This is a genomic window from Nocardia sp. NPDC127579 (assembly GCF_042672005.1).
Taxonomy (GTDB): Bacteria; Actinomycetota; Actinomycetes; order Mycobacteriales; family Mycobacteriaceae; genus Nocardia.
Window position 1 is genome coordinate 83,205 of record NZ_JBHXVZ010000003.1, and the last position, 25,437, is coordinate 108,641.

Sequence of the window (25,437 nt, forward strand, 5' to 3'; positions counted from 1 at the left end):
CTACTCGGGGCGGCCGCCGCGCCGCGTTCTTGTCAGCATTCCGGCGGTGAACCCGCGAATCGCGACCGCCGGGCGCGAGGAGCCGAGGAGGAAGCCGGCGAGGGCGACGGCAACGCCGAGAACGAACACCGTGCGCACCGTGGTCCGCAACGGCTCCAGCAGTACATCGACCACCACCGTCGCGGATTCGCGGGACAGAATTCCGGCAGGCAGCGCCTGCAAATATGCCGAACGTGCCACGGTGATCAGTACGGCCAGCAGCGTCATCGCGGCCACCAGGGCGACACCGGTCGACGAGAGTGCGCGCAGGCGGCTGCTTCTCGGCGCGACCCGGACTGCGCCGACTGCGGCGAGCAGGGTTGCCCAGGGCATCACATCGGCCAGTCGGTCACCGAGCGATATCCAGTGTCGCGACGCGACGAGCCGAGGCGACCGGAACAGCACGAACGAGGCGTCGACGGCCGGAATCCGCTCGGCGAGTGAGAACCCTCGCCCGAGCAGAGCCGCGCGCACCCTGTCGACGATCGGACCGAGCGGCACGCTTACCGCGCCGCTGTCGTCGACATCGATCGGAATGCGAGTGTCGTCGGTCAGTACCGCGACCACACCGCGATGTGCCTGCCGGTTGGCCTGAACCCACAGTTCAGCGAATTGATCCGAGGTAACGACCGATTCCGCGGTCTCGTGCACGAAGTCGCGTGTCTGCGTGCCGATCACCGGCGCCAGACCCACGATGGCGGGCGGGATCCGCGGACGGTCGGCAGCCAGTTCGGCCAACGCCTGCGCGGCTAGGGTTTCGACGTCGAGTCGTACCATGATCATGTCGGTGATCCGGTCGACCAGTCCGGCTTGCAGTGTGGGGTCGGTCGCCAGTGGCGCGACGGTCTGGACATAGCGGTCGGTATCGAGGATCTCGCCGCGGGCGAACCGCGCGAGAACCGAGGCCGCCGCCAGTGCCGCGATCAGCGCCAGGAGCACCGCGGCGGCGGTCCAGCGCAGTCGGGCGCCACGCTTCGCATCCGGTGTGGCACGTGAGGTCACGAGGTCCTCGGTCTCCATCGAACCGCCTCCGATCACCCGGACCGGGTTGCCGCGTCACGGGGTGACGATGGCGAAGTCCTTGTCGCCGGGATCCAGCAGCGCCGCGAGCCGTTGGAAAGCAGACGTATCGCCGGTGAGAACGCTTCCGGTGTCGGCGAGCCGGCTTTCGGACAGGCCGCCCAGCAGTAGCGGCGCCAAGTTCGGGGCCGTCGTCGTCAATGCCGCGTCGGCTTCCCCGGGCTGCGGGCGGCCGCTGTAGGTGAGTACGCCGTTGGCCAGTGTCAACCGGTAACGTTCGCCGGAGTCGGCGAGTACGACGTCGATCGCGAGCTTCTCGTCCCAGGCTTTGGGGCCGTCGACCTGGATGGCGATGGCGTCGAACAGCATGGCCGGGGTGAGCTGCGCGAGAACATCGGGGGCGTTGGTCTCGGTGGGTGTGCCGAACCGGCCGTCACGCAACTCGGTCGCGCCGGACAGGTAGAAGTTGCGCCACGTGCCGTTCTCGGCGCCGTAGCCGAGCTGTTCGTAGGTGTCGGCCAACAGGTCTCGGGCCTCGGCGTGGCTCGGATCGGCGAAGAGGACATGGTTGAGAACCTGGGCGACCCACCGGTAGTCGCCGGCGTCGAAGGATTCACGGGCCTTGGCGAGCACCGCGTCGGAACCGCCCATGAAATCGACGTAGCGCTTGGACTGTTCGACGGGGGTGTGCTCCCAGAGGCCGGCCGGATTGCCATCGAACCAGCCGAGGTAACGCTGGTAGATGGCCTTCACGTTGTGGCTCAGCGATCCGTAGTAGCCGTGTGCGCACCAGGCGTTCTCGAGTGAAGGCGGTAGCTGGATCGCTTCGGCGATCTCAGGGCCGTTGAGCCCCTTGTTCATCAGGCGCAGGGTCTGGTCGTGGACATAGGCGTAGAGGTCGCGCTGGGTGGCGAGGAAGGCGCGGACCCGCTCGTTGTCCCAGACCGGCCAGTGATGGGAGGCGAAGACGACTTCGGCGTCGCTGCCGAACAGGTCGATGGTTTCGGTGATGTAGCCGGCCCAGCCGTGCGGGTCACGTACGACCGCGCCGCGCAGGGTCAGCAGATTGTGGAACGTATGGGTGGCGTCCTCGGCCGCGCACAGCGCTGTGAAATCCGGGAAGTAGACCAGCATTTCCGACGGGGCCTCGGTGTCGGGGGCCATCTGGAAGACCATCCGGACGCCGTCGACGGTCTCCTCGTGCCCGGTGGTGGTGATGAAGTCGGTCGGCGCGATGAGCGAGACCGTTCCGGTGGAGATCGTCTGGCCCAGTCCCGCGCCGACCTGCCCCTGCGGGCCACGCGCGAGCGCGGCGCCGTACATGTAGGCGGCGCGCCGGTTCATCGCTGTTCCGGCGTAGACGTTCTCCGACACCGAATGCTCGACGAATCCCTCGGGGGCGAAGATCCGTACCTTGCCGTCGTCTACTTCTTGCTGGGAGACAAAGCCTTTCACGCCGCCGAAGTGGTCGGCGTGGGAGTGGGTGTAGATGACGGCCTTGATCGGTCGGTCGCCGCGGTGTTGCCGATAGAGCTCCAGTGCCGCACGGCCGGTCTCGACCGTCAGCAGGGTATCGACCACGATGACGCCCATATCGCCTTCGATGAAGGAGGTGTTGGACAGGTCCAGGCCGCGCACCTGATAGATGCCGGGCACGACTTCGAACAGGCCCTCGATCGCGGCGAGTGTCGACTGTCGCCACAGACTGGGGTTGACCGTGTCGGGAGCGTCGCCTTCGAGGAACGAATAGGTGTCGTTGTCCCACACCACGGTTCCGTCCGCGTCGGTGACCGCGTTCGGGGTGCGCCGGGCGATCAGCCCCCTGGTCGCGTCCTCGAAGTCCTGGGTGTCGGAGAACGGCAGCTGCTCCAGCAGCGCCTTGTTCTGGCGGGCGATGGACTCGGATGCCGGTTTCGGTGTCGCAGCCATGATCGAAGCCTGCGTCGCGGAGGGTGGGCGTGCCTCACCCGAAAGGGGTGAAAGCGGTGCTCGTCAACGATTGTCCAGGCGGCTGCCGACGGTGTGCACGATCACCACTCGCGGATTCCACGGGACGATGTCGTCGACGGTGCGCTGAAGATCCGCGAGCTCCGGCAGGTCGGCGGGCGCCAGCACGCGGACCGTCGCCGTGTCGGTGTGCAGGGTCACGTCGGTGACCTCCGCGCCGGGCACCTCGCGCAACCACACCGTGGCCGCACCGGCCACCCGATCGGCCCACAGCGAGACCAGCGAATTGACCACCATCGGCGCGGCCACCAGCAGCAGCGCGGCCGCCAGCACGGCGTAGGCGCGGCCGCGCCGGGCGGTCCCGGCCCCGGCTTCGCCGGCGTATCCCGTGGCGACGAGTACGACGGTTGCCGTGATCACCATGGCGACCACATTGGAGGCGAAGAGCACGAACGCGCCCAGAGCCAGCGCCGGCGCGTGCGATCCCAGGCAGACCCCCACGACCGCCAGCGGCGGCACCAGCGAGATCGCGATCGCCACGCCGGGCAGCACATCGCCGACATCACGGCGGATCATGGCGATGACGCCGACCAGCCCGGTGGCCAGGGCAGCGGTGAGATCCATGAGTTTCGGCGCTGTCCGTCCGAGCACCTGTGAATTCGACAGTACATTCGTCGGATTGGGCAGTATCTGGGCGATGACGAAACCGACCGCCACTACCAGCACCACTCCCGCCACGACCAGTAGCACGCTGCGTATCACCAAAGTGGTTCTGCCGGTGGCGATTCCGAGCGCGATCCCGAGGATCGGAATCGACAGCGGTGCGACGATCATGGCTCCGATCACGGTCGCGGTCGAGTCGCCGACCACGCCGGAGCAGGCGATGATGCTGGACAACACCAGCATGATCCAGAACGCCGAGCGCTTGGAGCGCGTGTCTCCGACGGTGAAGTCGAGCCGATCGTCGAGTTCGTCGAGCGTCCGGCGTTGGCTTTGCGGCGCCAGCAGGTACACGATGCTCTCCTCACTGCGAAAGTTGGCGCATCTCCACCAGCGTCAGCCCGAGGCTGTCGAAGCGAGCCAGGATCCCGCGCATCGCGGTCGAATCGGCGATCGTCCCGGAGAGCACCGTGGTGCCGTCGTGGGGCGGGACGGCCTCCAGGTCGGGAAAGGCCGTCAGCGCGCGTTCGGACAGCTCACCCTCCACAACGAACCGGTATCTGGCCGACATCGGCAGCGACCTCGCTTCCGTCCTTGGTGACCGACGTCGCTCGAGCATGCGCCGCCGCGACGGCGGTGACTTCATCCGCCGCGGGTGAAGTCCGGCCGGGTCACAGCAGGCCGCTGCTGCGAGCGGCCGCCACCACCTGCATCCGCGAGTTGGTCCCCAGCTTGGCGTAGATGCCGCGCAGGTGGGTTTTCACCGTGTTGATCGAGACCCCGAGGTCATCGGCGATCTGCTGGGTGGTGTGCACCGACGGTAGGTGCCGTAGCACCTTCAACTCGGTGTCGGTCAGGGCGGGATGACGAGAAGCCCTGTGCGCCAGGGGGTGACGGCGCAGTTCCGCGGCGAAATCGTCGTAGTGGCCGAACGTGCCGGCGAAGGCGTCCAGCAGCGCCAGCGCGCCGGGCACGTCCAGAAACGGCCGGACGATATGTTCGCCCGCGGCCCGGCGCAGCCCGCGCTCGATGCCGGCGCGCGCTTTGCCCGCGTTGCCCAGATCGTGCTGGGCGCCGGCATGCAGCAGCCACGCGGTGACCTCGTGGACGGGATGGACGCGAGGCTCGGCGGACAGCAGCGGCCGAACGAGATCGAGGACCGCGCGCGACCGGTTCGCACCGGCCGCGAGCGCTGCCTGCGCCAAGGCGATGTCGGGGGTGTCGCCGAAAACGGTGCGAGCGTGGTCGGTGAGCAGCTGGGCCTCGTAGGTTTCGTGCGCCCGCAGCAGACGCCACACCACGAACGGAATCAGGCCGCCGTCGAGCGCGGCGGGTTGGGTGTCCAGCATGCGGGACAGACTCTGCCGGAGCAGCTCCGCCACGTTGGTGTCCGCGGCGGCGGTCAGTATCGCGACCAGCTGGCTGGGTGACCCGCCGGCCGGACCCAGCGGGTCATCCGGCGATTGGTGCTCGGCGTGGACAGCGGGAACCAGATCGGATTCGGTGTGCTCGCCCTGTAGGTAGGCGCCGAGCGCGGCCAGAGCGGCGGCGTGGGCTGCCTCCCACGCGGCACTCAGATCGTGCGCGTGCGCGAATTCCAGTGCGGTGTCGCTGCGTAGGCGCATGGTGGTGAGCGCGCCGGCCAGCGCGGCGGCCATGGCCAGCCGGGTAAGGGCACGCAGTCGCAGCCGGGGATGCGCACGCAGGTCGGCCGCGGCCAGGGCCGCGCGTAGTCGGCGTTCGCCGGCGTCGAGCTCGCCGCACGCGAGCAGCGCCGTCCCCGTCTCCACGGCGAGGTAGCAATCCAGATCGGTTTCGCCGGTGGGCGAGGGGATTTCGGTTTCGCGTTGGTCGAGGCGGGTATCGGTGCGAAGGCCCAGTTCGGTGGTCACCGCGGCGGCTAGTGCGGCGCGGACCTCCGCGGAGACCAGCGAACTCGGTTGCGCGCGTGTGTGTTCCAGCGCGTCGCAGTAGGCGCGGGCGGTGGGGGCATCGGCCCGGCTCAGCGCGTCCGCGACATGCAGCAATCGCGTGAACGGATCCCGCAGGAGCGTGGCGTCCAGAGCTGCCAGCTGCTCGAACAGTTCGGGTCCGTGCCCGTCGAAGACGACGCCGAGCGCGTCGCGGGTGAGGAAGTCCAGCAGTGGTTCCCGATTCGGCAGCCGCACCAGATGCGGTAGCGCGGCGGCGGGCTCGCCGGACGCGCGCAGATATGTCGCGGTGCGCGCGTGCAATTCGTCGGCCGACGCCGGACCCAGTCGCGTGAGTTCGGCGCGGAAGTAGGCGCGCAGCATCGGGTGGTAGGAGTACCAGAGCTCGTCGCCGCGGACGACGCTGCTCAACGGATAGTTCAGGCGGGTCAGTTCGTGCAGCCATCGGGTCGCGCCGCCGCCGGTGAGGTCGTCGGCGAGTGATTCGGTGAACTCCTGGGGCACGCTGGTGTAGGTCAGGAACATTCGCAAGCCGGGGGAGAGGGTATCGATCAGTTCGCCGGCCAGCAGATCCGACACCGGGTTGGGTAGTCGCGAGAGGGCGGTGAGCGCCACCGTCGGAGGTTCGGATCGGGACGCGAGGTAGAGGGCGGCGATCCGTACCAGCGCCGCCCATCCGCGCGTCAATCCCATCAGCAGCGCGAGGCCGGAATCGTCGAGCGCGCAATCGTATTCGCGGCAGACCTGCGCTGCTTCGGCGGGCGAGAACGCCAGATCCTCGGCGGACCACCTGCGTAGTCGCGAATTCAGCGCGAGCTGATGCCAGCGGATCGGTGGCTCGAAACGCGCTGCCACGACCGTGGTCAGGCAGTCCGGCGCGTGCAGCAGGAAGTGTTCGAGACCGGCCAGGGTCATCGGGTCGGTGGCCAGGTGGGCGTCGTCGATCACCAGCAGTGTCGGCAGCGCGCGTTCGGCGATCTGCTCGGCCAGTTCGGCTGCTTCGGTCAGCGGAGTGGTCAATGGCGCACTGGTGGTGGCGGGCAGCGACAAGGCGCCGCGTACACGCTGCCACAGGGTCGTGGCGGGCCGTCCTTCGGTGAGGGCGATCCAGGCCGACCCGCCGGGGTAATCCCGGCGGGTATGGCGCGCCATCCATTCGGTCAGGAGCGCTGTCTTCCCGGTTCCGACCGGTGAGCAAATAGTCAGCGTCGAGCTGTCGGCGAGTGCGGCATCCAGGGCTGTCAGGAGCTCGGCGCGATCGACGAGTGGAAAGGCCGGCCGCGGCGCGCTGGGTCCTCGCGGCGCGCGACGGCGCTGATCTCGTGGGCCGGTACTTTGCGATACGGGCACTGGATCTCCTGCGGTGTGACAGTTGATTACCTGCTACGGCGTGCGCAATTCGTCGAATCCGATGGCGATCGGGCGCGCGCACGGTAGAAGCTGCCGTAGGACTTCACCCGGAACAGATGAAGGTCGCCTCGCAGTCGAACCATAGTGTCGAACATCAGCGCGCCGGGCTGATTCCCGGACGTGGGATTGGATCGCGACCGTTTCGCAATGTGCGCTCGTTCAGCGAGTAGGCAATGTGCTGGCTATCGTCGCTGGGAGGTGCTGACCGTAATGAAGCCTCAGTTGGACCCCGCCGCGCTGGAGCGGGGGACCGCCTGGTCGATTCCGCGCGGTCTGATCGTCCTGCTGGCGACGGCGGGCGCGGTGGTGTCGATCGCGGGCATCAAGGTATCCGCCGGACTTGTGGGCCCGGTCTTCTTGGCGCTCATGCTCACCATCGCCGTGCAGCCCGTGCAGGTGTGGGCACGGCGGCGTGGCCTGCCCGCTTGGCTGGGAATGGTGCTCGCACTGGTCGCGGCGTACGCGATCGTGCTGGGTCTGCTGGCGGTCCTGATCGTCTCGGTCGCTCAACTGGCCACGGAACTGCCCGATTACTCCACCCGATTCGACGACCTGCTCGGCGGGGTGCGCTCGATGTTGTCGGGCTGGGGTGTCGGTAGAGACCAGATCCACGACCTGCTCAGCGGGCTCGATTATTCGCAGCTGCTGAATCTGCTCCAGACGACGCTGAGCGGACTGGCCGGAGTGCTGTCGAATCTCGCGTTCGTGCTGGCCCTGCTGCTGTTCATGGCGGCCGACGGAATGTCGATCGGACCGCGGACCGAGATCATTACCCGGGAACGTCCCGACATCTCCTACGCTTTGGGCGCGTTCGCCGCGGGTACCCGCCAATATCTGCTCGTCTCAACGGTATTCGGCCTGATCGTCGCGGTATTCGACGGTGTAGCGCTCTGGTGGCTGGGAGTTCCGCTGCCGCTGCTGTGGGCGGTGCTGTCGTTCATCACCAACTTCATCCCGAATATCGGATTCGTCGTCGGGCTGATACCACCGGCGCTGCTGGCGTTGCTCGACGGCGGGCCACGACTGATGATCTGGGTCATCGTGGTCTACTGCCTGATCAATTTTCTGATCCAGTCGGTGATCCAGCCGAAGTATGTGGGCGACGCGGTCGGATTGAGTGTCACCGTCACCTTTCTGTCCCTGATCTTCTGGGCCTGGGTGCTCGGCGCACTGGGCGCGCTGCTGGCGATTCCGCTGACCCTGCTGCTGCGTGCGGTGCTCCTGGATATCGATCCCTCCACGCGCTGGGTGAGCGCGCTGATCAGCAGCGCCCCGCGTGAACCCGGCCCCGCCGAGGCCGGATAGCCGATCTTCACCCGATTCGGGTGATCCTGCGCCCGCGACCCGAGCCATAACGTGGCGGCAATTGTCATTCCGTCCGAGGCATCGAGGTGCATCATGTCGTTCTGGGAAGTGATCTGGCTGATCGTGGTGAGTTTCGCCTTCATCGCCTACCTGCTGTTGCTGTTCTACATCATCGGCGACCTGTTCCGGGATCGAGACACCTCGGGCTGGGTGAAGGCGCTGTGGATCGTGTTGTTGATCTTCCTGCCGTTGCTGACCTCGCTGGTGTATCTGATCGCGCGCGGAAAGGGCATGCAGGAGCGTGCGGCCGCCGAAGCCGACCAGATACAGGCCGCGCAAGCCGATTACATCCGCGATACCGCCGGAACCAGTCCGGCCGCGCAGATCGCCGACGCGAAACGTCTGCTGGCGGACGGGACGATCACCCAGCAGGAATTCGATCAGCTCAAATCGAAGGCGCTGGCATGACCAGGGATTCCGGATCGAATTCCGCGAAACCTTCGCCGCTGTCCCGGTTGTCGCTCAATCAGTGGCTGGCGTTGGCGCTCACCGCGATCGCGATCATCTTCTTCTTCGAGAATCGGGACAAGGTCGAGATCGAATTCCTGCTGATCTCGATTCGGTCGCCGATGTGGTTGATTCTGCTGGTCATGTTCGCGGTGGGCTGGCTGACCGGCGTGCTCATGCTGCGCAAGCGCGGCGCGTCACGGAAGTGATCGGCCTCAGCTCAGATTCGCTATGCCACGCGCGGTGAACAATGCTCCGAATCCGAAGAGCACCCCCAGGGACAGCACTCGGCTGTGTCGCAGCAACCACACTTCGGCACGGTCGAGTCCCATGCGCGCTCGGTCGCCGAGCGCGAGGAAGACGAGCATCGGAATCAGAATGTCGCCCAGCGCCGCGATCAGCAGAATCAGCGTCGCCAGCAACGCGCCGCCGACCCCGACGGCCGAACTCGACACCGAACTCATCGCCGCCATCATGATGAACAGGTTCGGATTGATCACTCCGAGTGCGACACCGATGACGAAGGCTTTCAGCGGTTTCGCGGTGTCGAGTTCCCGGAACAGGCGCGGCCGCTCGGTCACCGGGGACGGCTTGCGCAGCGCCATCCAGCATCCGACCACCAGGAACAGCAGGCCGACCGCCAGGCCGGCGCCGTGCGAGACCTCCTGGGAGGTCGCACCGGGATCGGAGGCGCCGCCGAGCAGCGCCGAGAGCGCGATCATCGAGTAGACCAGCAGGAATCCCGCGCCGAACCCGCCCGCGTTGGCCACGGGCCGGCCGGTGTGCAGGAGCAGGATGCAGCCGATGACCGCGCCGGGCGTGATCAGCAGCCCCCCGATCTCCGGAAGCAGTCGCAGCAGCAGGTCATTCATCGTCAGCCTCTCGTGTCGTCTCGGCCGGTAGGTCGGCGATCGCGGCCTCGACCGTCGGGTAGACCGTGAGTCGATCGCCGGCTCCGGCCGAATCCAGTTCGTCGCCGAACTGGGCGATCGAGTGCGCGATCCGGAAGTCGATGCCGCGCCGAGAAAGGCTCTCGCGCAAGGCTTCCAGCATCGCGGCGGCCGTGACATCGATGGTCGGTGAGGTTTCGGCATCGAGCACGACCAGCCGGGTCCGATCGGTACACAATGCCTCGATGCGTTCGCGGACATAGTCGGCGTTGGCGAAGAATAGACCCGACTCCACCCGCACCACCAGTAGATCCGGGCGGCGCGGCAGGTCGGGGTGGTGCTCGGCGTCCAGCCACAGCGCCCCCTGGCCGGCCAGGCGCGCCACGTGCGGTTGCGAGGCGCGATAGACCAGCAGCAGCATCGAGATCCCGATCCCGATCAGTAGGCCGGGCAGCGTGTCGAACAGCAGCACGCCGACCATCGCGGCAACCGCGCCGAGGAAGTCGGCTCGGGCCGCGCGGCCGTAGATGCTGCCGAGCCGTTCGGTCCACACCCGGTAGAGCCGGCGCAGTGCCGCGAAGTCGACCAGTTCGATCACCGCGGCGATGACCACGCCTGCCAGGGTCGCCTCGGGCAGCTTTTCGAACAGGCCCGTCAAGAACAGCAGGGTCACCACCGTCAGCGCGGCGACTACCAGACCGCTCAACTGGGTCTTGGCGCCCGCGGCGCCGTTGACGGCGGTCTTGGACAGGCTGCCGTTGACCACCATGCCCGAGGCGAATCCGGATCCGAGATTCGCCGCGCCGAGCCCGAGCAGCTCCCGGTTCGGGTCGACGGTGTAACCCGCTTTGGCCGCATAGGTTTTCGCCGCACCCAGCCCCTCGGCGAAGCCGATCAGGACGACGCCGACCGCGGGGCCGAGCAGATCGAGGTAGTCACCGAACCCGACGCCGGCGGGCAACCCGAGTGCGGGCAGTCCGGCGTCGATATGGCCCACGATCGCGACGCCGTGGTCGTCGAGCTGCAAGACGGCGACCGCGGCGATACCCAGCAGCACCGCCACCAGCGACCCAGGGACAAGCGGCAGCCACCGTCGCAACCCGAGGACCACGATCAGGCTGATTCCGCCGACAAGGAGTGTGCGCCAATTCGTTTCGCCGAGATCGGTCAGCACGCCCCACGCCTGTTCGAAGAAGTTGCCCTCGTGTTTGTGGATACCGAACAGCTTGGGGACCTGACCGATGATGATGGTGAGCGCCAATCCGACGATGAACCCCTTCAGTACGGGTTCGGAGATGAAGGCGGCCGCGAATCCGAGCCGGATCAGACCTGCCAGCAGCCCGACCAGCCCGGTCGTGAGCGCGAGGGCGGCGGTCAGTGCGATGTAGCGGTCGTGGTCCGCCCCGGCGAGCGGGGTGACGATCGCGGCCGAGAGTGCCGCCGTCGCCGACATCGGTCCCACGACCAGGTGCCGGGAGCTACCTGCCAGCGCGTACAGGACCAGCGCCGGAAACGCTGCGTACAGACCCGCGACCGGCGGTACCCCGGCGATCGAGGCATACGCGAGCGCCTCGGGCACCATGACGGCCCACACCGTCAGTCCCGCGACCACATCTGCGCGAAGCCAGCGTGGCTGGTAGCCCTGCAACGATCCGAACACCCATCGAGCTGTCATGGCTGCCATCCGTTCTGTGCCGCCGCGTCACACACCACCGATTCCCTTGCCGAGCACCGCCGCGCCCATCACCAGGAGCACGATCGCCATCACGGCGTGGTTGTTGGCCTGTAGCCACGCTCGGGTGCGGTCGAGGCTCCCGCGGAGCCGGTCGGCGGCGACGGCGTAGCCCACCACGACAGCGAGTACGCTTCCCGCGGCCAGCACCGTGAAAACCGCTACAGCAATCGCTTTCTCGCCCATGGACAGGTCATCGGATCCGATCGTCACCCCGGCCGACGCACCCAGCAGCAGGTTCTTGGGATTCACCGCCGAGAGCAGTACTCCCAGACCTGCGGCCCGGAGGGCGGTGAAATCGTCGATGGCCCGCATCCATCCCGGAGGTTCGGTGTCGGAGCGCTGCCGCCATTGCGCGACGGCGAGCAACATCAGGGCCACGCCCAACGCGATCTTCATCCAGGATCCCGCGGCCGAGGCTTGCCGGTCGTCCGAACCGCCGAGCGTTCCCGACAGCATGACGAACACCGTGGTCACCACGGCGATGCCGAAGACCCAGCCGAACGCGAAACCGGTGCCTGATCCGGCCGCGTCGCGGGAGAGGATCATCAAGATCGCGGCGACGATCGGAATCGGCGAGATCGCCACGCCCACCGCCAGCGGGAGTAGATCGCCGAGCACACTGCCCATCCGGTCACCCTAGGTTCGCCGGAGTGCGGCTCGCTCACACGATTCGGGTGAATTCGAATCGGTTCAGCCGGTTCGGTGCAGATGCACTCTCGCCTGGGCGAACGCGTCCAGCGTCGATTCACCCAGGGTCGAGGTCGCGGTGAAGAATTCGAGGTGGATACCCTGGGCGGCGAGTAGGTCCTCGTTCCACAACTGCCGGATGGCCGGGTCGACGCCACTGAGGTACAGCTGTCCGCCGACCGCGTCCAGGCGCTGGGCATAGTCGGCGACCACCGCGAGGAACGTGGCGCTGGCGGTGGTGCGCCCGCGCAGGCGCAGGATCACGATCGGCGATCGCGCGCCGGTGGGATCGGGCAGCCGGGATTGCAGGGTCCGTGCGCCCGCGTAGAAGAGGCTGCCGTAGACATCGAGGATCACGATCTCGTTGTCCGACAGGTGTTTCGGTGCGGTGGTCTCCACCAGATCGGAGTCCTCGACGCGCAGTCGAACCACTTTCAGGTCGATGGCTTCCTGGTTGAGCTGTAGCAGGAGCGAGAGCGCGACCCCGATGCCCACGGCGGCCGTCACCGGGAGCGCCAATGTCGCGAGGAACGTTGTCACCAAGGCGATTCGCGAGGTAGCTCCGCTGCTCCAAATAGCTTGGTAACGGCGCGGATTCAGGGATCCGAACGCGGCGACGATCAGCACCGCGGCCAGCGTCGGCATCGGAACTCGCCCGACGACACCGGCGAAGACCGCCAGGATCACCAGCATCCAGATACCGGACCAGATCGCGCCCCACCGGGTGCGCGCTCCCGCCGAAGCGTTGAGTGCGGTTTGCCCCACCGAGCCGCCCACCGGCATTCCCCGGAACAGCGCCGCTGCCACGTTACCCACGCCCTGCGCGGCGAAATCGCGGTTGGCGCGCGCACGGGACCCGTCGGCGTTCGGCGCGGCCTCGGCGACTCCCGCGCCCTGCACCAGCACGATCACCGCGACCGCGGCCGCGCCACCGACCAGCGCGGGTGTGAAGACGCCGACATCGGGCAGGTGCGGTAACGGCACTCCGGTGGGAATGTCGCCGACGTCGGACACAGTGCTGACCGAGTCCCAGCCCAGCAGCAGCATGACCGCCGCCGGTATCGCCAGTGCGGCCAGCGCGGCCATCAGCCGCAGCTGGGTACGCCCGAGCACGACCATCGACGCCAATGCCAGCAGCCCGATGATCAGCGACGGCACATCGATCTTCGACGGATGCGCGAGCACATTCGCGGCCTTCTCCGCCGCGACGCCACCGTCGGCGGACGCGCCGAGCAGGGTGGGCAACTGCCCGAACACGATATTGACGGAGATGCCGAGCAGGAATCCGGTCATCACCGAATGTGACACGAACCGGGTGTAGCGGCCCAGCCGCAGCGCCGCGGCCGTCAGCATGACCACACCCGCCACCAGCGTGAGCAGTATCAGGGCCGCCGGACGATCGGTGTCGTCGACCGCGCCCAGCGCGGATCCGGCCGCCAGCGCCGAGGCGCTGGTGGTGGTGACCACCATCAGCCGGGTGCTGGTGGCGAATCCGCCGAAGAACGGGCCCGCCATGCTGGCATAGAGCCCGTGCACCGGGTTGACGCCGGCGAGCACGCCCGCCGCCATACCGTCGGGGACACTGCCGATCGCCCCCGGCAATCCCGCGATCACATCCCGTTTGGTCATGCGCTCGCGTGGCAGCCAGCCGAACCGGCGAGTGCTCGCCGCTGCACGTCCGGCCATGACGGCACTCCTTCCGCGCGGGCTCGGGTCGGCACCAGCGATCATCGGCGGGCACGGCCGCGCCCCGCTTCATCCGATTCGGGTGAGGTGAGCTCGCACGCCCGGCGGCACGATGGCCGTCATGGCGGAATCAGCATCGAATCCGGGACCGGTAGAACTGGTCGTGCTCACCTTTCCCGGCACTCGGGTCGACAGCGGCGTGCGGGCCGCGTTGGGCGAGGTGGTCGACCGTGGCTACGTGACGGTCCTGGATCTGATCTATCTGTCCAAGGACGCCGACGGCTCCCTGACCGAAATCGAGATGGACGAACCGCTCGAGCAAATCGGGCTCGCCGGTCTGCGGATAGACGCCCGCGACCTGGTCAGCGTCGACGACCTCGAGATCGTGCGCGACACGATGCGTCCGGGCACCTCGGTGATCGTGGTGGTCTACGAACAGACCTGGGCCCGGGGCATGACCGATGCCGTGAGCCGGGGTGGCGGCGAGGTCACCCTGCATATCCAGGTGCCTCGCGAGAGCATGGATGCCGCGCTGGCGACTCCGTAGAAAGGGTGCAGCACATGGTAATTCGCAGAGCGAGATTCGGCCGGCCCGGACTGCTCGGCGCCGTCGCACGCACCGCGGTCATCACCGGCACCGCCAGCGCCACGGCGAACGCGGTCAACCGGCGTTCGCAGCGGCGCGCGGCCGAGGAGCAGGCCTATGCCGCGCCGGCGCCGGCTGCCGACAGTGGTGACGATCTGGTCTCCCGGCTGGACAAGCTCGGCCGGTTGCATGCCTCCGGTGCGCTGTCGGACGCGGAATTCGCTGCTGCCAAAGCCCAGTTGCTGGGCTGACGAAAGGGACAACGATGGTCACACCTGGAACCCGGCACCCCGCACGACAGGGGCTTGCCTTCGGCATCTCCTTCGCGGTGGGCATGCTGCTGCTCGTCGCCGCGGCCGCCTCGGTGCTGCAAGGAATCTCGGCTGTCTCCAACGACCGCGTCTTCGCCCGCGATCTCGACTACACCTACCAACTCGATCTCCCCACCTGGGGCTGGATCCACATCGTGGTCGGCGTGATCCTCGGTTTGACTGCCCTGGGACTGATGATGGGCGCGACCTGGGCGCGCATGGCCGCCATCGCGTTCGCGGGACTGTCGATGGTCCTCAATTTCCTTTCGCTGCCCTACAACACGTGGTGGGCCGTGGTTGTCATCGCCCTGGATGTCGTCGTCATCTGGGCGGCCTCGACCTGGAATCCGCAGGGGTAGTGAGCCGCGCGGTTACCTGGTGTAGGTTTCCCGGCGCTCCTGCCGCCCGCAGTTGGAGTTGTAGATCTGCACGTACTTGGTGCCGATGCTGCCGCCCCAGTTCACGCAATGTCCTCTGCCGTAGACGTAGGCCGGGCCTGTGTGCGAGGTGAAGCGGCCGAAGTCCTCGGCCGAGCTCCCGGTGTCCGGGACCTCGATCCGCACGGACATGTCCACGGTGCTTCCAGTGCTGTCGCGGATCGTCGCGACGCAGTTGTTGCCGTTCGAGGAGTTGTATGTCAGGTAGACGGTGCCCGAGGAGCCGATGCGCATCGAACTCACCGTCTTGTAGTCGATTCCACAGACCGCCTGCGGTGGGGCAGCGGAGGCCGGTGCCGCCCAGGCGGTTGTGATCCCCGCCAATAGGCTTCCCGATGCCGCGAAGGTCAGGGCAGGACGCAAGAATCGCACTGTGTTCTCCTCGTGGAGCACGATCGAAACCCGTGGATGACCAGCCAAGAACACGTTCAACGTAGACGACGGTGGCGCCGAACCCGATCAAGACGGCGCGGCCGGGAGCGTCGCGTCCTCGATGTCGATCGTGCCGCGGGTTCTGCAACCTGGGTACGAGGTCGAAGCAGCGCTGTGGGGTGAGGGCGATCGAGAATTCGCGGCCTACCGTCCAGGTGTCGGAATGCGGTGGACGGAGGGGCGGTATGGCGTGGGGGCGAGTGGCCGGGTTCTTCGGGTTGGCGTTCGTGCTGACCTGGATGTGGTGGGTTCCGGCGGCGTTGGTCGAGCGTGGCACGGTGCCGGTGGAGCTGCCGTGGATCGTATTGATGATTCCGGGCGGGCTCGGTCCTGCGGTCGCTGCCGTGATCTGCTCCAGCCGGCGCATGGGAGGACCGGGGGTGCGGCCGTTCCTGCGGTACGCGTTTCGGTGGCGTGCGGCGCCGCGGTTCCATCTGGCGGCGACGGCGGGGATGGCCGTCCTGGTGCTGGGTACCGTGCCGGTTCAACTGCTCGCGGGGGCGAGTTGGGATGGGGCGGGGGCGGTTTCGGGACTCGCCGCGTTCCCGTTCCTGCTGGTGTTCACATTCGTGCTCGGCGGCGGGATCGATGAGGAACTGGGGTGGCACGGATTCGCGTTACCGCACCTGCAGGAACGGCTCCCGGTGTGGGCGGCGAATCTGCTGCTGGGGGTGGTGTGGTCGCTGTGGCACCTGCCGCTGTGGTGGAATCCGGCTGTCGGGCAACATGATTCGAACTATCCGCTCTACGTGGTCTCGACGACCGGGTTCGCCGTGCTGCTCGGCTGGCTGTACAACTCCACCGGGGGCAATGTGCTGGTCATCGTTACCGCGCACACGTTCGCCAACCTGGCCTACGGGTTGCAGGCGGCGGCGATCGATCCGGTGTACCAGTGGATCGACGCCGTGGTCATGGGCGGTGGTGGGCTGCTGGCCCTGGCTGTGACGCGTGGCCGACTCGGTGCTCCGCCGTCGGCCGAGCCGCCCACGGATCGCTCGGCCGGATCTCGTGGATTGCCCAGTACTACAAGGGGATCGGCTGCCGCGGCACCGGACTCGGGTGATCCGGTGAGGTGCGATGCGGCCAAGACGCTGTTCGTCGAACGCGGCTCCGACGACACCTCGGTGGACGAGCGACGTGCTCAGGGCAGGCGGTCGAGGAATCTGCGGACCCGGGCGGCTTCACCACTGCCGGTCGTCGGCAGGCGCAACAGTTCGAAATCGTAGCGGGCACAGATCTCGTCCTTCAGGGCGTCGCGGGCGCGTTGTTCCGGACGAGCCTCATGCGAGCTGAAGCCGTCGACTTCGATGGCGCCGAGGTTCGCGTTGGTGATCCGGTTGTAGATGACGAAGTCGAAGGACGACCGGCGCTGGGCGAATCGCCGGTGCTGTGCGTCCAGTCTGCCCAGGTCGCGCGGAAACACATCCTGGAGCAGAACCTGTCGATGTATTCCCATGTGGCCGTAAGTAGTTTCGGCGAGTATTGCTTCGAGCATCGACAGAGCGATGTCCTCGGAGTCCACCGCGGTCCGGCCCCACCCGAGGCGTGGACGGGCGCGCCGCCGTGCGGTGTAGTCGGAGTAGAGCAGGTCGAAGATCGACACGATGTCGCTGTCGAGGACAGCGTGGGCCGGATCGCGATAGCGGATGTATCCGATCAGATCGCGCAGGTACCGGCTCTCCGGCAGTTCGGAGGGATGTGTGACCAGGACGAACATCGATATCGCCCGGGACACGGCCACATTGATCAGATGTGGATCGTCCGCGAAATCGACGGACCGCCGGCCGGCGGTGCCGTCCAGCACGGTGGTCATGACGACCGCGGTCTTTTCGCGCCCCTGGAATTTGTGCACGGTGTCGGACTCGATGGAGTCGATCAGCGCGTCGGTCACCTTGTCGGCCTGCCGCCGGTACGGCGTGGTGATGCCGACCTCGTCGGGCGGAATATCGGCACTCAACCACGGCAGGACCTCATGCAGGATCACGTCGATCTCGCGTTGATTGCTGCGCCCGTTGAACTTCGGGTCGGGGTCGCCGTGGATGTAGCGCATATGGTTGCCCGGTGCGGTCCGCACCACGCGCATCGAGGCGATTCCCGGCGTGCTGGTGGTATACGGAATCAGGTTGCCGTCGTAGAACGTCCGGTTGCAGAAGCCGATGATGTCCGGATCGCATCGATAGTGCTCCCGCAACATCTCCCGCGGGACCTGATCGCCGTACAACTCGATGATCGCGGCCAGAACGCTGCGCCGATAGTCGAACACCGGATCCGGCGGCGACGGCGGGTCGGCGAGATCCGTGCTGACCGGTGGAAGTTGTTGCAGGTCACCGACAATGATGACATTCCGCGCGCAGGCCAGGGCCGGGCCGACGGTCAGCAGATCCACTTGGGAGGCTTCGTCGATGATCAGATAGTCGAGTAGCGCCGACGGTCCGATGCTGTTCTGGAGCGAATGGCAGGTGCTCAGGATCAGCGGATAATCTCGGGTGAACTGACCGAAGTTCCGCCGATACCGCGGGCCGTGGATCGTCCGGGACATCGACGTGTACCTGATGCGCAGTGCTTCGACCAGTAACTGCCGGGAGAGCTCGGCCTGTTCGGCGAGCAGTTCGTCGAATCTCCTTCCGGCCAGCTTCCTGCTCAGCTGCTCGATGCCGCGCTCGAGTTCGGCCGTCTTCTTCTCGTAGTACAGGCGCTGAATCCGCAGGATGACGTCGGCGTCCTCGGCGTCGACCTTGCGGAGCGCGCGGTATTTGACATAGCGATTCATCGTGTCGGCGATCCGGCCCCAACCGCTGTCGCGGAGCCACCGGGGATCGGTATCGGCGATGAAATCGAGGAGTTTGGCGGCGCTGTAGCGCCGCAGCAGCGGCAGGTCCGCGGCGCCGGGAACCTCATGCCGGTCGAAGAAGGTCTGGAAGTGTCGCTGTTCGAGCTGGTAAGCATGCAGTCGATTGCGAAGCTCGGCACGTGCTCGATCGTGACCGAGAAGCTCGGCGAGGTCCTGGTTCACCCGGCGTAGCGCGGTCGCGGCGTCGTCGGCGAGCGGCGGCGCGCTGCGCAACATCGCATCGACTGCCGCGTTGCGGGATCCCTGGCCGTCGAAGAACTCCTGCTTCTTGACTCTGCGCCCCAGATTGGCCGCGACCATCCCGAAGCCTTCCCTGGTCAGCTTCTCGAAGACGTTGTCCACGGCGGAATTGCTGAACGACACCACCCCGACCGATGCGCCGGAGGCGCAGATCACCGAGGCGATGATGTTCAGGATCGTCTGGGTCTTTCCGGTGCCCGGTGGGCCGTCGATCACCGCGACCGGGAATCGCAGGGCTTTCAGCGTCGCCTCGCTCTGGCTGACGTTGGTGCGGAACGGGTACACCGGCAAGGGCACCCGGTCGTCCGGGTGCGGAGTGATCGGGGCGTGCTCGAGGATGCGGCTCAGAGCGCTGTCGGGGTGCACGAATTCGAGGTTCTCGTGGTTGCGGAGCAGAACCTCGCTGCCGGGCAGCCGCTGCGCGACCGTGCGCCAGTAGGCCAGCACATCCCGGGAGCGGGGGCGGGCGGCGGCGTTCGGCAGTACCTGCACCCGGTCCGCGCTGTGGGCGCTCCAAGTACCGGCCGCGCTCAGCACATGCCACCATGACCCAGCCTCGGGCGGGCCGGTGAACAGGTACGCCGCCTCGGCTCCCGCCACCGCCTCGCCGTCCACGAACAACACCAGGCCGGTTCCCAGCGTGACCGGTGCGGGGCGGCCGAGAATGCTCACCCGTTCGGGGCCGAAGTGATAATCCTTGAACCCGCTGTAGCGCACGCGGACCCGCTGTTGTCCGGGTTCGCATTCGCTGATCTCGAGGGTCTTGTCCTCCGGTACCCGGTCGTCTTTCCGGCGGATGACGACCGCAACCGCGCGCGGATCGAGCACCGAACCCCCTCCGATTCAGAACTGCGCCATGCCGTGCATGTACTCTGCGCAGCTCCCGCTCCGGGCCGGTGACTCCACCTCCGCGCAGAGGTCAGGCTACCGGTTCGAAGCCCGAATCGTCTGCCCGACACTGTTGTTCGTGCTGTTCCTCAACGAGATTCGGATGTGCCGTCGACGATGCGCGCTGGGCGAGGTGTCGCAGACGGACCGGATCGCCGGGACGGCGCCGGCAACGGCCGCGAGGGCGATGATCGGCAGAACCCACCCGCCGAGCCGGTCTGCGGCTGCCGCGACGGGGTTGGCGATGCCGACGCGGTCGAGCGCCCAGCCGAGCGCGGCGATGATCACCAGCGCCGCGCTGCCCACGCGAAGTATCGGCTGTGCGCGGGTGGTGGCGAGTGCCAGCAGCGACGGCAGCGCCAGTGCGACCAGGACCAGCTGAACCGCCTCGATGCCGAGATTGAAGCCGAGCACGCTGAGCGCCAATTGGCCGGTGGACAAATGCAATTCGGTGAGGGTGAAGGAGAAGGCCAGGCCGTGGATCACGCCGAACGCCCCGGCGACGACGGCTTCACGGCCCGGGAACAACGGCCGGACCATATGGACGCCACCCACCAGAATCGTTGCGGCGATGAGGGTTTCGACCGGCACCGCCGGGAGCTGCGCGCGGGTGAGCGCGCTGACCACGAGCGCGACCGAATGGCCGAGGGTGAAGGCGATCGTGACGGCGGTGATGTGCCGCACCGCGCGCCGCCAGCGGTTGTCGGAACGCCAGCGACCGGCCTCGGAGATCAGGACGGCGGGCAGCAGCAGGGTGAACAGGAACAGGAGGTGGTCGGTGCCCTCGAGAATATGGTGGCCGCCGAGCACGACCATTTCGGTGAAACCCTGCCAGGTGGCGGCAGCGGTCAGATCCACCGACAGCGGGGCGACGGTGCCGTCGGTCATCCGCAGGACGCCGAGTCGATGGGCGGCATCCACCTGTCCGGCGCGGCGGGCCGAGACGACGGCGGTATGGGTGGCGACCTCACGGATGACCACGTCGTAACTCAGGGTGAAGCGGCGCGGATCGGCGTTCGGCGGTGGCGTCAGCGCCGCGTCGACGACGAGCTCCTTGTAGGAACCCAGCGCCGATCCGTCCGCGTAGTCCATTCGCATGGCGTTGATCTCGACTGTCCACGGCACACCGTCGCGTGTGGCCGGGCGTACGCGCTCACGCACATAGGTCGCCAGCGCAGCGGAATCCGCCGACAGGTCGGCGCGCAAGTTCAGATCGATTCCGCTGGCCTCCGCGAGATCGCCCGCGGGGATCGACAATTCGGCTTCGATCGCCGACTCACCCACATCGAGCAGAATCGAGGTGCCCGGCATCGGGTGGGCCGAGACGGGAATCGGGTTGTGCAGCAGGACAACAGCCGCGGACCCTGTGGCGGCCAGCACGTAGCGCAGTATTCGTCTCACTCGTCGATGGTCCGTCGCCGTGAACACTGCCGAATCGGTCGATCGACCTATCTTCGGGACGGCCACCGGCAGGTGTGCGCAGAGCCCGGGGCGCATGGCCGGCCCTGGCCGATCGGCCTACCATCGATATGTCGTTCGTACTGCCATCGAGATGCACCCGTGCATCACGGCGAAAGGTACTCGAATGCGAATTCAACGCTGTACTGCGGTTCTGTTCGGAGCGGCACTCGCCCTCCCCGCGCTGATCGGTACGGCCGGCGCTGATCCGGTCGCCGGTGGCTGCTACGGCGGTCAGCTGACCACCACCAACGTCCCGGGAACCGGCAGTGTCGGGATGGACACCAACGTGACCGGCGGGCTCACCGATTGCGCCAGCCCGCAATTACCCGGCGTCACCGGCGGCATGCTGAATATCAGGTATCCGTTCAATGTCGCGACCGGCAGCAATTCCGGAACGGGCGCGGGCGGTAATCCGGCAAATGGGACGATCGCCTGGTCCGATGGATCGGTGAGCGTCGTTTCGGGCAATTGGGTCACCTCACCCGTGGGCCAGAACGCCATCAGCACGCTCGGCATCCAGAGTGGCCCGGGCGCGGGCCAGCAACTGGTGCTCGGCACCCGTCAGATCGCCAACGCGGGCTCGGTCGGCGGCGGCAGCGGCGGCGCCGGCTCGGTCATGATCATCGACGTCCTCTTCCGATGATCACGGCCGGGTGATATCGAACCAATCGTCGTTCGGTGGACGCGACCACCGCGTCCACAGAGCCTCGAAGTGTTCGGTCAGCTGCGCGAAGATCGGCGTTCCGCTGTTGGAGATCGCCGTGAAGGTGTTCTCGCTGCTCTTCTCGATGAGATACGGGCCGAACAGGATCTCGTCGTCGTAGCGGACATAGTGGATCGCGGGCAGGGTCTGATAAAGCCGAATCGAATAGTCGAGCGCGCCCTGCTGTTCGGCGGGTAGCTCGTTGCGCCAGCGCGCGAAGTTCTGGCAGAACAGTTGTGCACCGCTGACCTGTCTGGGGCGCGGCTGCCGCTCCTCGGTGGTCCGCTGTCCCACATAGGAACTCGCGGCCGCCGGGTAGTCCGGATCGAGCATGAGAACTCGCACCCGGATGCCCGGGCGGAATCGCGAATAGGACGCGAAATTGCGGGTGATCGAACTGAAGTCGAGGCCGATCATGTCGACCCCTTTGCTCGCGTTCAGGTAGCGCTGTAGATATTCCCGTTCGTTCGGGACGATACGTCCGCCGTACCCGCCGGTGATCCCGACGCGGGCAAGGTCTTTCGCGCGGCCGTCGATGTCCAGTTCGGCCCGCAGCACACGGATCTCCGCGGCTTGCGCCTCGACCTGGGTCGCCAGTTTCGTGATGGACTCGCGCATTTTGTCGTCGGCCTCGGCGCTCTCCTGTTTGCCGAGTTCGTCGTCGCCGGTCTTGATCCATTCGCTGAGCAGAAACAGGAACGCGACGATGGCCGCGCTCAGGAATCCCGGCGCGAGCCGGGTTCCGAGCCGGTCGACCGCGTCGGCCGTCGGCGGCGTGGTAATCCAGAGGACGACGCCGAGCACCGTGCAAATCACCAGGGCCAGGAAATACGCCGCCCACCGATACTTCCGCACGTAGCCGCGCGCTGTCTTCTGTTGTGCCATACCGGACTCTCAGATCTCCCGGTACGGTTCGGCTCGATGGGACAGGCGTTCGGCGAAGGATTCCGTCCATGCCGACTCTGTCTCCTCGGCCGCACTGCGCGGGGACGTGATTCGGGTGGGGGCTGCGCCGGTGAGGTTCTTGCCGGGGCGCGGCTGGGTCGCCAGCAAACGGACGCCCCAGGACAGGTACGCCTCCAACGTCATTCCCGCGCACTCGGCCGCGTCGTGGAGCGTGTGCCATTGGGCATCGTCCATGGACACGGTCACGGTGACATCCCTGGTAGCCATAAGGCGTCACGCTAGTCCGAGATGCCGCTCGGATCGGGCGGTTTCGCCGCGTCGGCTGATGACGGCCCCGCCGCGGGTGGCTCCGCGCGTGCGGTAGGCTCTCGAAACCAGAGGTATTTCCTCCGTTTACGTCCGTGGAAAAGCGACGGCGGGGGAGCAGTTCGCACGCACGGCGGGCCGCGAAGGTGCTGTATCGGGCCCTGAATTCAGCACAACCGGTTACTTCCAGGAGAACCCTTCGTGTCCGTATACCTTTATCGCTGGGGCAAATTCGCCTTCCGCCGCAAGTGGATGGTGCTGCCGGTGTGGCTGCTGCTGCTCGGCGTGCTCGGTGTCGCCGGCGGCATGCTGAGCAAGCCGATGAGCGACGAGTTCAGCATGCCGTCGCTGCCGTCCGAACGCGCCACCGACATTCTGGACAAGCAATTCCCGGGAATGTCGGCCCGATTCGGCGTCGATGCCGTCAGCGGCGCGTACGTCATCGCGGCGCCGGCCGGGACGAAACTCACCGACGCGCGTAACAGCGCCGCCATCGCCGCACTCATCACGGACCTGAAAACGCTGTCGGTCGAGGACGGCGGGCGCACCCTGGTCGCCGCGAAAGATGCTGAGGCACTACAGAATCCGGTCGAGACCGCCGAGGCGATGGGCTGCCTGCGCGCCGCCGACCCGGCGGCGTGCTCGGGTGCACCGCTGAATGTACTCAGCGCCGACGCGCCGGCCACCGTCGCCGTGCTCACGGTGCCGTTCGACATCGACTCCGCGGCCGACATCACCGACGAACAACGCCGAGCCGCCTACGCCGTCGCCGATCCGGCCCGCGCTAAGGGATTGACCGTCGAACTCGGCGGAGCCATTCAGCAGGAACAGGAACAACCCAGTGGTCAGGCCGAGATGATCGGCATGGGCGTGGCGCTGGTGGTCATGGTGATCGCCTTCGGCGCGTTCGTCGCGGCCTTTGTCCCGATCATCACCGCGCTGGTCGGTCTCGGGGCCGCGATGCTGCTCATCGCGCTGAGCACCTCGATCATCGAGGTACCGAGCTTCACGACCTTCCTGGCCTCGATGATCGGCATCGCGCTGTCCATCGACTACGCGCTGTTCATCGTCTCCCGGTACAAACACGAATTACACGCTGCCGAAAGCCCCGAGGAGGCAGCCGGTATCGCGGTCGGTACGGCGGGTTCGGCGGTGGTGTTCGCCGGTCTCACCGTCATTGTCGCGTTGAGCGCGCTGAGTATCGTCGGGGTGAACTTCCTGACCTTCATGGGGTTGGGTGGCGCGATCGCGGCGTTCTTCGCGGTGCTGACCGCGATCGGCCTGATGCCCGCCCTGCTGGGCGCGTTCGGCCGCCTCCTGTTCCGGCCGAGACTGCCGCTGGTGGCCCGGCACGATCCGGAGGAGGATGACACGTCGGTCACCAACGGCATGCGGGTTGCCCGGTTGATCGGCCGGCGTCCCTGGGCGGCGCTGGCCCTCGCCGTGGCGGCCCTTGTCGCACTGGCTGTTCCGGCGCTCGGGTTGCAGCTGGGCCTGCCCGGTGAGGACAGCTTTCCGACCAACTCCACGGTCCGCAAGGCCTACGACATCAGGACGGCCGGGTTCGGCGAGGGAAGCAACGGCATCCTGACGGTGGCCGCGGATTTGCAGCATGTGCCGGCGGACGCGCGCGACGCCGCGGTGGCCGCGCTGCGTGACCGGCTCGCCGAATTCCCCGAGATGGACTACGTGACGACGCCGCAGTTCAGCGCGAACGGACTCGGCGTCATGCTGAACGGTGTCCCGCGCGCGGGGCCCAACGACCAGGCCACCAAGGATTTGGTGCGCGACGCGCGAGCCGCCGAAGCGGAGCTGACCGAGCGGTACGGCCTGGAGTTCGGAATCACCGGCACCACCGCGATCTACGCCGACATGGACCACGTGCTGCTCGGCAAGATCGTGCCCTACTTGGCGATCGTGGCCGGTGCGGCGTTCGTCCTGCTGATCCTGGTGTTCCGCTCGATCCTGGTGCCGCTGACCGCGGCCCTCGGATTCCTGCTGTCCATGGCGGCCACCTTCGGCGCGACCGTGCTGATCTTCCAGGAGGGCGCGTTCGGGCTGATCGCGGATCCGCAGCCGATCGTGAGCTTCCTGCCGATCATGTTGATCGGCTTGGTGTTCGGGCTCGCCATGGACTATCAGGTCTTCCTGGTGACCCGCATGCGCGAGGAATACGTGCACGGGAAGTCGCCGCAAGCGGCCATGATCGCCGGATATCACCACGGTGCGCGGGTGGTCACGTCCGCGGCGGTCATCATGATCTCGGTGTTCGGCTCCTTCCTGCTCGAATCCGATGTCACCGCGAAATCCATGGGCTTCGCGCTGGCCGCCGGTGTCGCCATCGACGCCTTCGTAGTGCGGATGGTGCTGGTTCCGGCGCTGCTGGTGATCATCGGCAGGCATTCGTGGTGGATTCCGGGCTGGCTCGACCGGGTGCTGCCCGATATCGATGTCGAGGGGGCCAAGCTGCGGGAGTCCCGGGTGGTCCGGGTCGCGCCG

General features: G+C 67.1%; 22 protein-coding genes and 1 pseudogene. 9 read left to right on the forward strand and 14 right to left on the reverse strand.

Translation table 11 applies throughout. From position 1 onward, the window contains the following. The 5 genes from ACFVMC_RS12690 to ACFVMC_RS12710 form a co-directional block, all read right to left on the reverse strand. A complete protein-coding gene (locus ACFVMC_RS12690) occupies nucleotides 1-1,059 on the reverse strand; it encodes a hypothetical protein (RefSeq protein ID WP_379209690.1) in 1,059 nt (352 codons plus the stop codon). 36 nt (nucleotides 1,060-1,095) lie between these two features. After that, nucleotides 1,096-2,988, reverse strand: a complete 1,893-nt coding sequence (locus tag ACFVMC_RS12695) for an alkyl/aryl-sulfatase (protein ID WP_379209692.1) — start codon at nucleotides 2,986-2,988, stop codon at nucleotides 1,096-1,098. A 63-nt stretch (nucleotides 2,989-3,051) separates the two neighbouring features. After that, nucleotides 3,052-4,020 (reverse strand): TIGR00341 family protein, encoded by a 969-nt coding sequence (locus tag ACFVMC_RS12700; RefSeq protein ID WP_379209694.1) that lies wholly within the window; start codon nucleotides 4,018-4,020, stop codon nucleotides 3,052-3,054. 10 nt (nucleotides 4,021-4,030) lie between these two features. Next, nucleotides 4,031-4,237, reverse strand: coding sequence for a hypothetical protein (locus ACFVMC_RS12705; RefSeq protein ID WP_379209696.1), 207 nt, complete (start codon nucleotides 4,235-4,237; stop codon nucleotides 4,031-4,033). A 100-nt stretch (nucleotides 4,238-4,337) separates the two neighbouring features. Further along, nucleotides 4,338-6,947, reverse strand: coding sequence for a LuxR C-terminal-related transcriptional regulator (locus ACFVMC_RS12710; RefSeq protein WP_379209698.1), 2,610 nt, complete (start codon nucleotides 6,945-6,947; stop codon nucleotides 4,338-4,340). 270 nt (nucleotides 6,948-7,217) lie between these two features. On the opposite strand from ACFVMC_RS12710, the gene ACFVMC_RS12715 reads away from it, so the two are divergent. The 3 genes from ACFVMC_RS12715 to ACFVMC_RS12725 all read left to right on the forward strand — a co-directional run bounded on the left by ACFVMC_RS12715 (nucleotide 7,218) and on the right by ACFVMC_RS12725 (nucleotide 9,028). Beyond that, complete coding sequence (locus ACFVMC_RS12715; RefSeq protein WP_379209700.1) at nucleotides 7,218-8,312, forward strand: AI-2E family transporter; 1,095 nt, start codon at nucleotides 7,218-7,220, stop codon at nucleotides 8,310-8,312. Nucleotides 8,313-8,405: 93 nt separating this feature from the next. Beyond that, nucleotides 8,406-8,780, forward strand: coding sequence for an SHOCT domain-containing protein (locus tag ACFVMC_RS12720; protein WP_379209702.1), 375 nt, complete (start codon nucleotides 8,406-8,408; stop codon nucleotides 8,778-8,780). Then, a complete protein-coding gene (locus ACFVMC_RS12725; RefSeq protein ID WP_379209704.1) occupies nucleotides 8,777-9,028 on the forward strand; it encodes a hypothetical protein in 252 nt (83 codons plus the stop codon). Before ACFVMC_RS12720 ends, ACFVMC_RS12725 begins: the two co-directional genes overlap by 4 nt. A 6-nt stretch (nucleotides 9,029-9,034) precedes the next feature. Here the strand turns inward: ACFVMC_RS12725 and ACFVMC_RS12730 are convergent, their stop codons facing one another. From ACFVMC_RS12730 to ACFVMC_RS12745, 4 genes are all read right to left on the reverse strand, one after another. Beyond that, nucleotides 9,035-9,691 (reverse strand): GAP family protein, encoded by a 657-nt coding sequence (locus ACFVMC_RS12730; protein WP_379209706.1) that lies wholly within the window; start codon nucleotides 9,689-9,691, stop codon nucleotides 9,035-9,037. Beyond that, on the reverse strand, nucleotides 9,684-11,384 hold the full coding sequence (locus ACFVMC_RS12735; RefSeq protein ID WP_379209708.1) for a SulP family inorganic anion transporter: 1,701 nt from the start codon (nucleotides 11,382-11,384) through the stop codon (nucleotides 9,684-9,686). The genes ACFVMC_RS12730 and ACFVMC_RS12735 overlap by 8 nt, the downstream gene beginning before the upstream one ends. A gap of 27 nt (nucleotides 11,385-11,411) precedes the next feature. Beyond that, nucleotides 11,412-12,071 carry a GAP family protein gene (locus tag ACFVMC_RS12740; RefSeq protein WP_379209710.1) on the reverse strand — a complete coding sequence of 220 codons (660 nt, stop codon included), beginning with the start codon at nucleotides 12,069-12,071 and terminating at the stop codon, nucleotides 11,412-11,414. Between the two features lie 63 nt (nucleotides 12,072-12,134). Further along, nucleotides 12,135-13,817 carry a SulP family inorganic anion transporter gene (locus ACFVMC_RS12745; RefSeq protein ID WP_379209711.1) on the reverse strand — a complete coding sequence of 561 codons (1,683 nt, stop codon included), beginning with the start codon at nucleotides 13,815-13,817 and terminating at the stop codon, nucleotides 12,135-12,137. 121 nt (nucleotides 13,818-13,938) lie between these two features. Between ACFVMC_RS12745 and ACFVMC_RS12750 the strand changes: the two genes are divergently transcribed. From ACFVMC_RS12750 to ACFVMC_RS12760, 3 genes are read left to right on the forward strand one after another with little or no spacing between them, the layout of a single operon-like run. Beyond that, on the forward strand, nucleotides 13,939-14,364 hold the full coding sequence (locus ACFVMC_RS12750; RefSeq protein ID WP_379209713.1) for a DUF6325 family protein: 426 nt from the start codon (nucleotides 13,939-13,941) through the stop codon (nucleotides 14,362-14,364). A 14-nt stretch (nucleotides 14,365-14,378) separates the two neighbouring features. Beyond that, entirely contained in the window at nucleotides 14,379-14,654 is a 276-nt protein-coding gene (locus ACFVMC_RS12755; protein ID WP_379209715.1) for an SHOCT domain-containing protein, read from the forward strand. A 14-nt stretch (nucleotides 14,655-14,668) separates the two neighbouring features. After that, entirely contained in the window at nucleotides 14,669-15,073 is a 405-nt protein-coding gene (locus ACFVMC_RS12760) for a hypothetical protein (protein WP_379209717.1), read from the forward strand. A 12-nt stretch (nucleotides 15,074-15,085) separates the two neighbouring features. Here ACFVMC_RS12760 and ACFVMC_RS12765 read toward each other — a convergent pair whose 3' ends face one another. Then, nucleotides 15,086-15,523, reverse strand: coding sequence for a hypothetical protein (locus ACFVMC_RS12765; RefSeq protein WP_379209719.1), 438 nt, complete (start codon nucleotides 15,521-15,523; stop codon nucleotides 15,086-15,088). 245 nt (nucleotides 15,524-15,768) lie between these two features. Between ACFVMC_RS12765 and ACFVMC_RS12770 the strand changes: the two genes are divergently transcribed. After that, nucleotides 15,769-16,809 (forward strand): CPBP family intramembrane glutamic endopeptidase, encoded by a 1,041-nt coding sequence (locus ACFVMC_RS12770; protein ID WP_379209721.1) that lies wholly within the window; start codon nucleotides 15,769-15,771, stop codon nucleotides 16,807-16,809. Here the strand turns inward: ACFVMC_RS12770 and ACFVMC_RS12775 are convergent. Then, the gene (locus tag ACFVMC_RS12775; RefSeq protein WP_379209723.1) at nucleotides 16,725-19,502 is read right to left on the reverse strand and encodes an AAA domain-containing protein; all 2,778 of its coding nucleotides are present in this window, start codon (nucleotides 19,500-19,502) and stop codon (nucleotides 16,725-16,727) included. The two genes, ACFVMC_RS12770 and ACFVMC_RS12775, sit on opposite strands and share 85 nt — an antisense overlap. A gap of 96 nt (nucleotides 19,503-19,598) precedes the next feature. After that, nucleotides 19,599-20,963 carry a HupE/UreJ family protein gene (locus ACFVMC_RS12780; RefSeq protein ID WP_379209725.1) on the reverse strand — a complete coding sequence of 455 codons (1,365 nt, stop codon included), beginning with the start codon at nucleotides 20,961-20,963 and terminating at the stop codon, nucleotides 19,599-19,601. A 184-nt stretch (nucleotides 20,964-21,147) separates the two neighbouring features. Between ACFVMC_RS12780 and ACFVMC_RS12785 the strand changes: the two genes are divergently transcribed. Further along, nucleotides 21,148-21,666 carry a hypothetical protein gene (locus tag ACFVMC_RS12785; protein ID WP_379209726.1) on the forward strand — a complete coding sequence of 173 codons (519 nt, stop codon included), beginning with the start codon at nucleotides 21,148-21,150 and terminating at the stop codon, nucleotides 21,664-21,666. On the opposite strand, the gene ACFVMC_RS12790 is transcribed toward ACFVMC_RS12785, so the two are convergent. Together ACFVMC_RS12790 and ACFVMC_RS12795 are read right to left on the reverse strand one after the other, a co-directional pair. Continuing rightward, nucleotides 21,667-22,611 (reverse strand): hypothetical protein, encoded by a 945-nt coding sequence (locus ACFVMC_RS12790; RefSeq protein ID WP_379209728.1) that lies wholly within the window; start codon nucleotides 22,609-22,611, stop codon nucleotides 21,667-21,669. It abuts the gene before it with no gap. A gap of 9 nt (nucleotides 22,612-22,620) precedes the next feature. Next, on the reverse strand, nucleotides 22,621-22,899 hold the full coding sequence (locus ACFVMC_RS12795; RefSeq protein ID WP_379209730.1) for a hypothetical protein: 279 nt from the start codon (nucleotides 22,897-22,899) through the stop codon (nucleotides 22,621-22,623). Nucleotides 22,900-23,139: 240 nt separating this feature from the next. On the opposite strand from ACFVMC_RS12795, the pseudogene ACFVMC_RS12800 reads away from it, so the two are divergent. After that, a pseudogene (locus ACFVMC_RS12800) lies at nucleotides 23,140-25,419 on the forward strand (MMPL family transporter); the annotation flags it as partial. Between the last annotated feature and the right edge of the window lie 18 nt (nucleotides 25,420-25,437).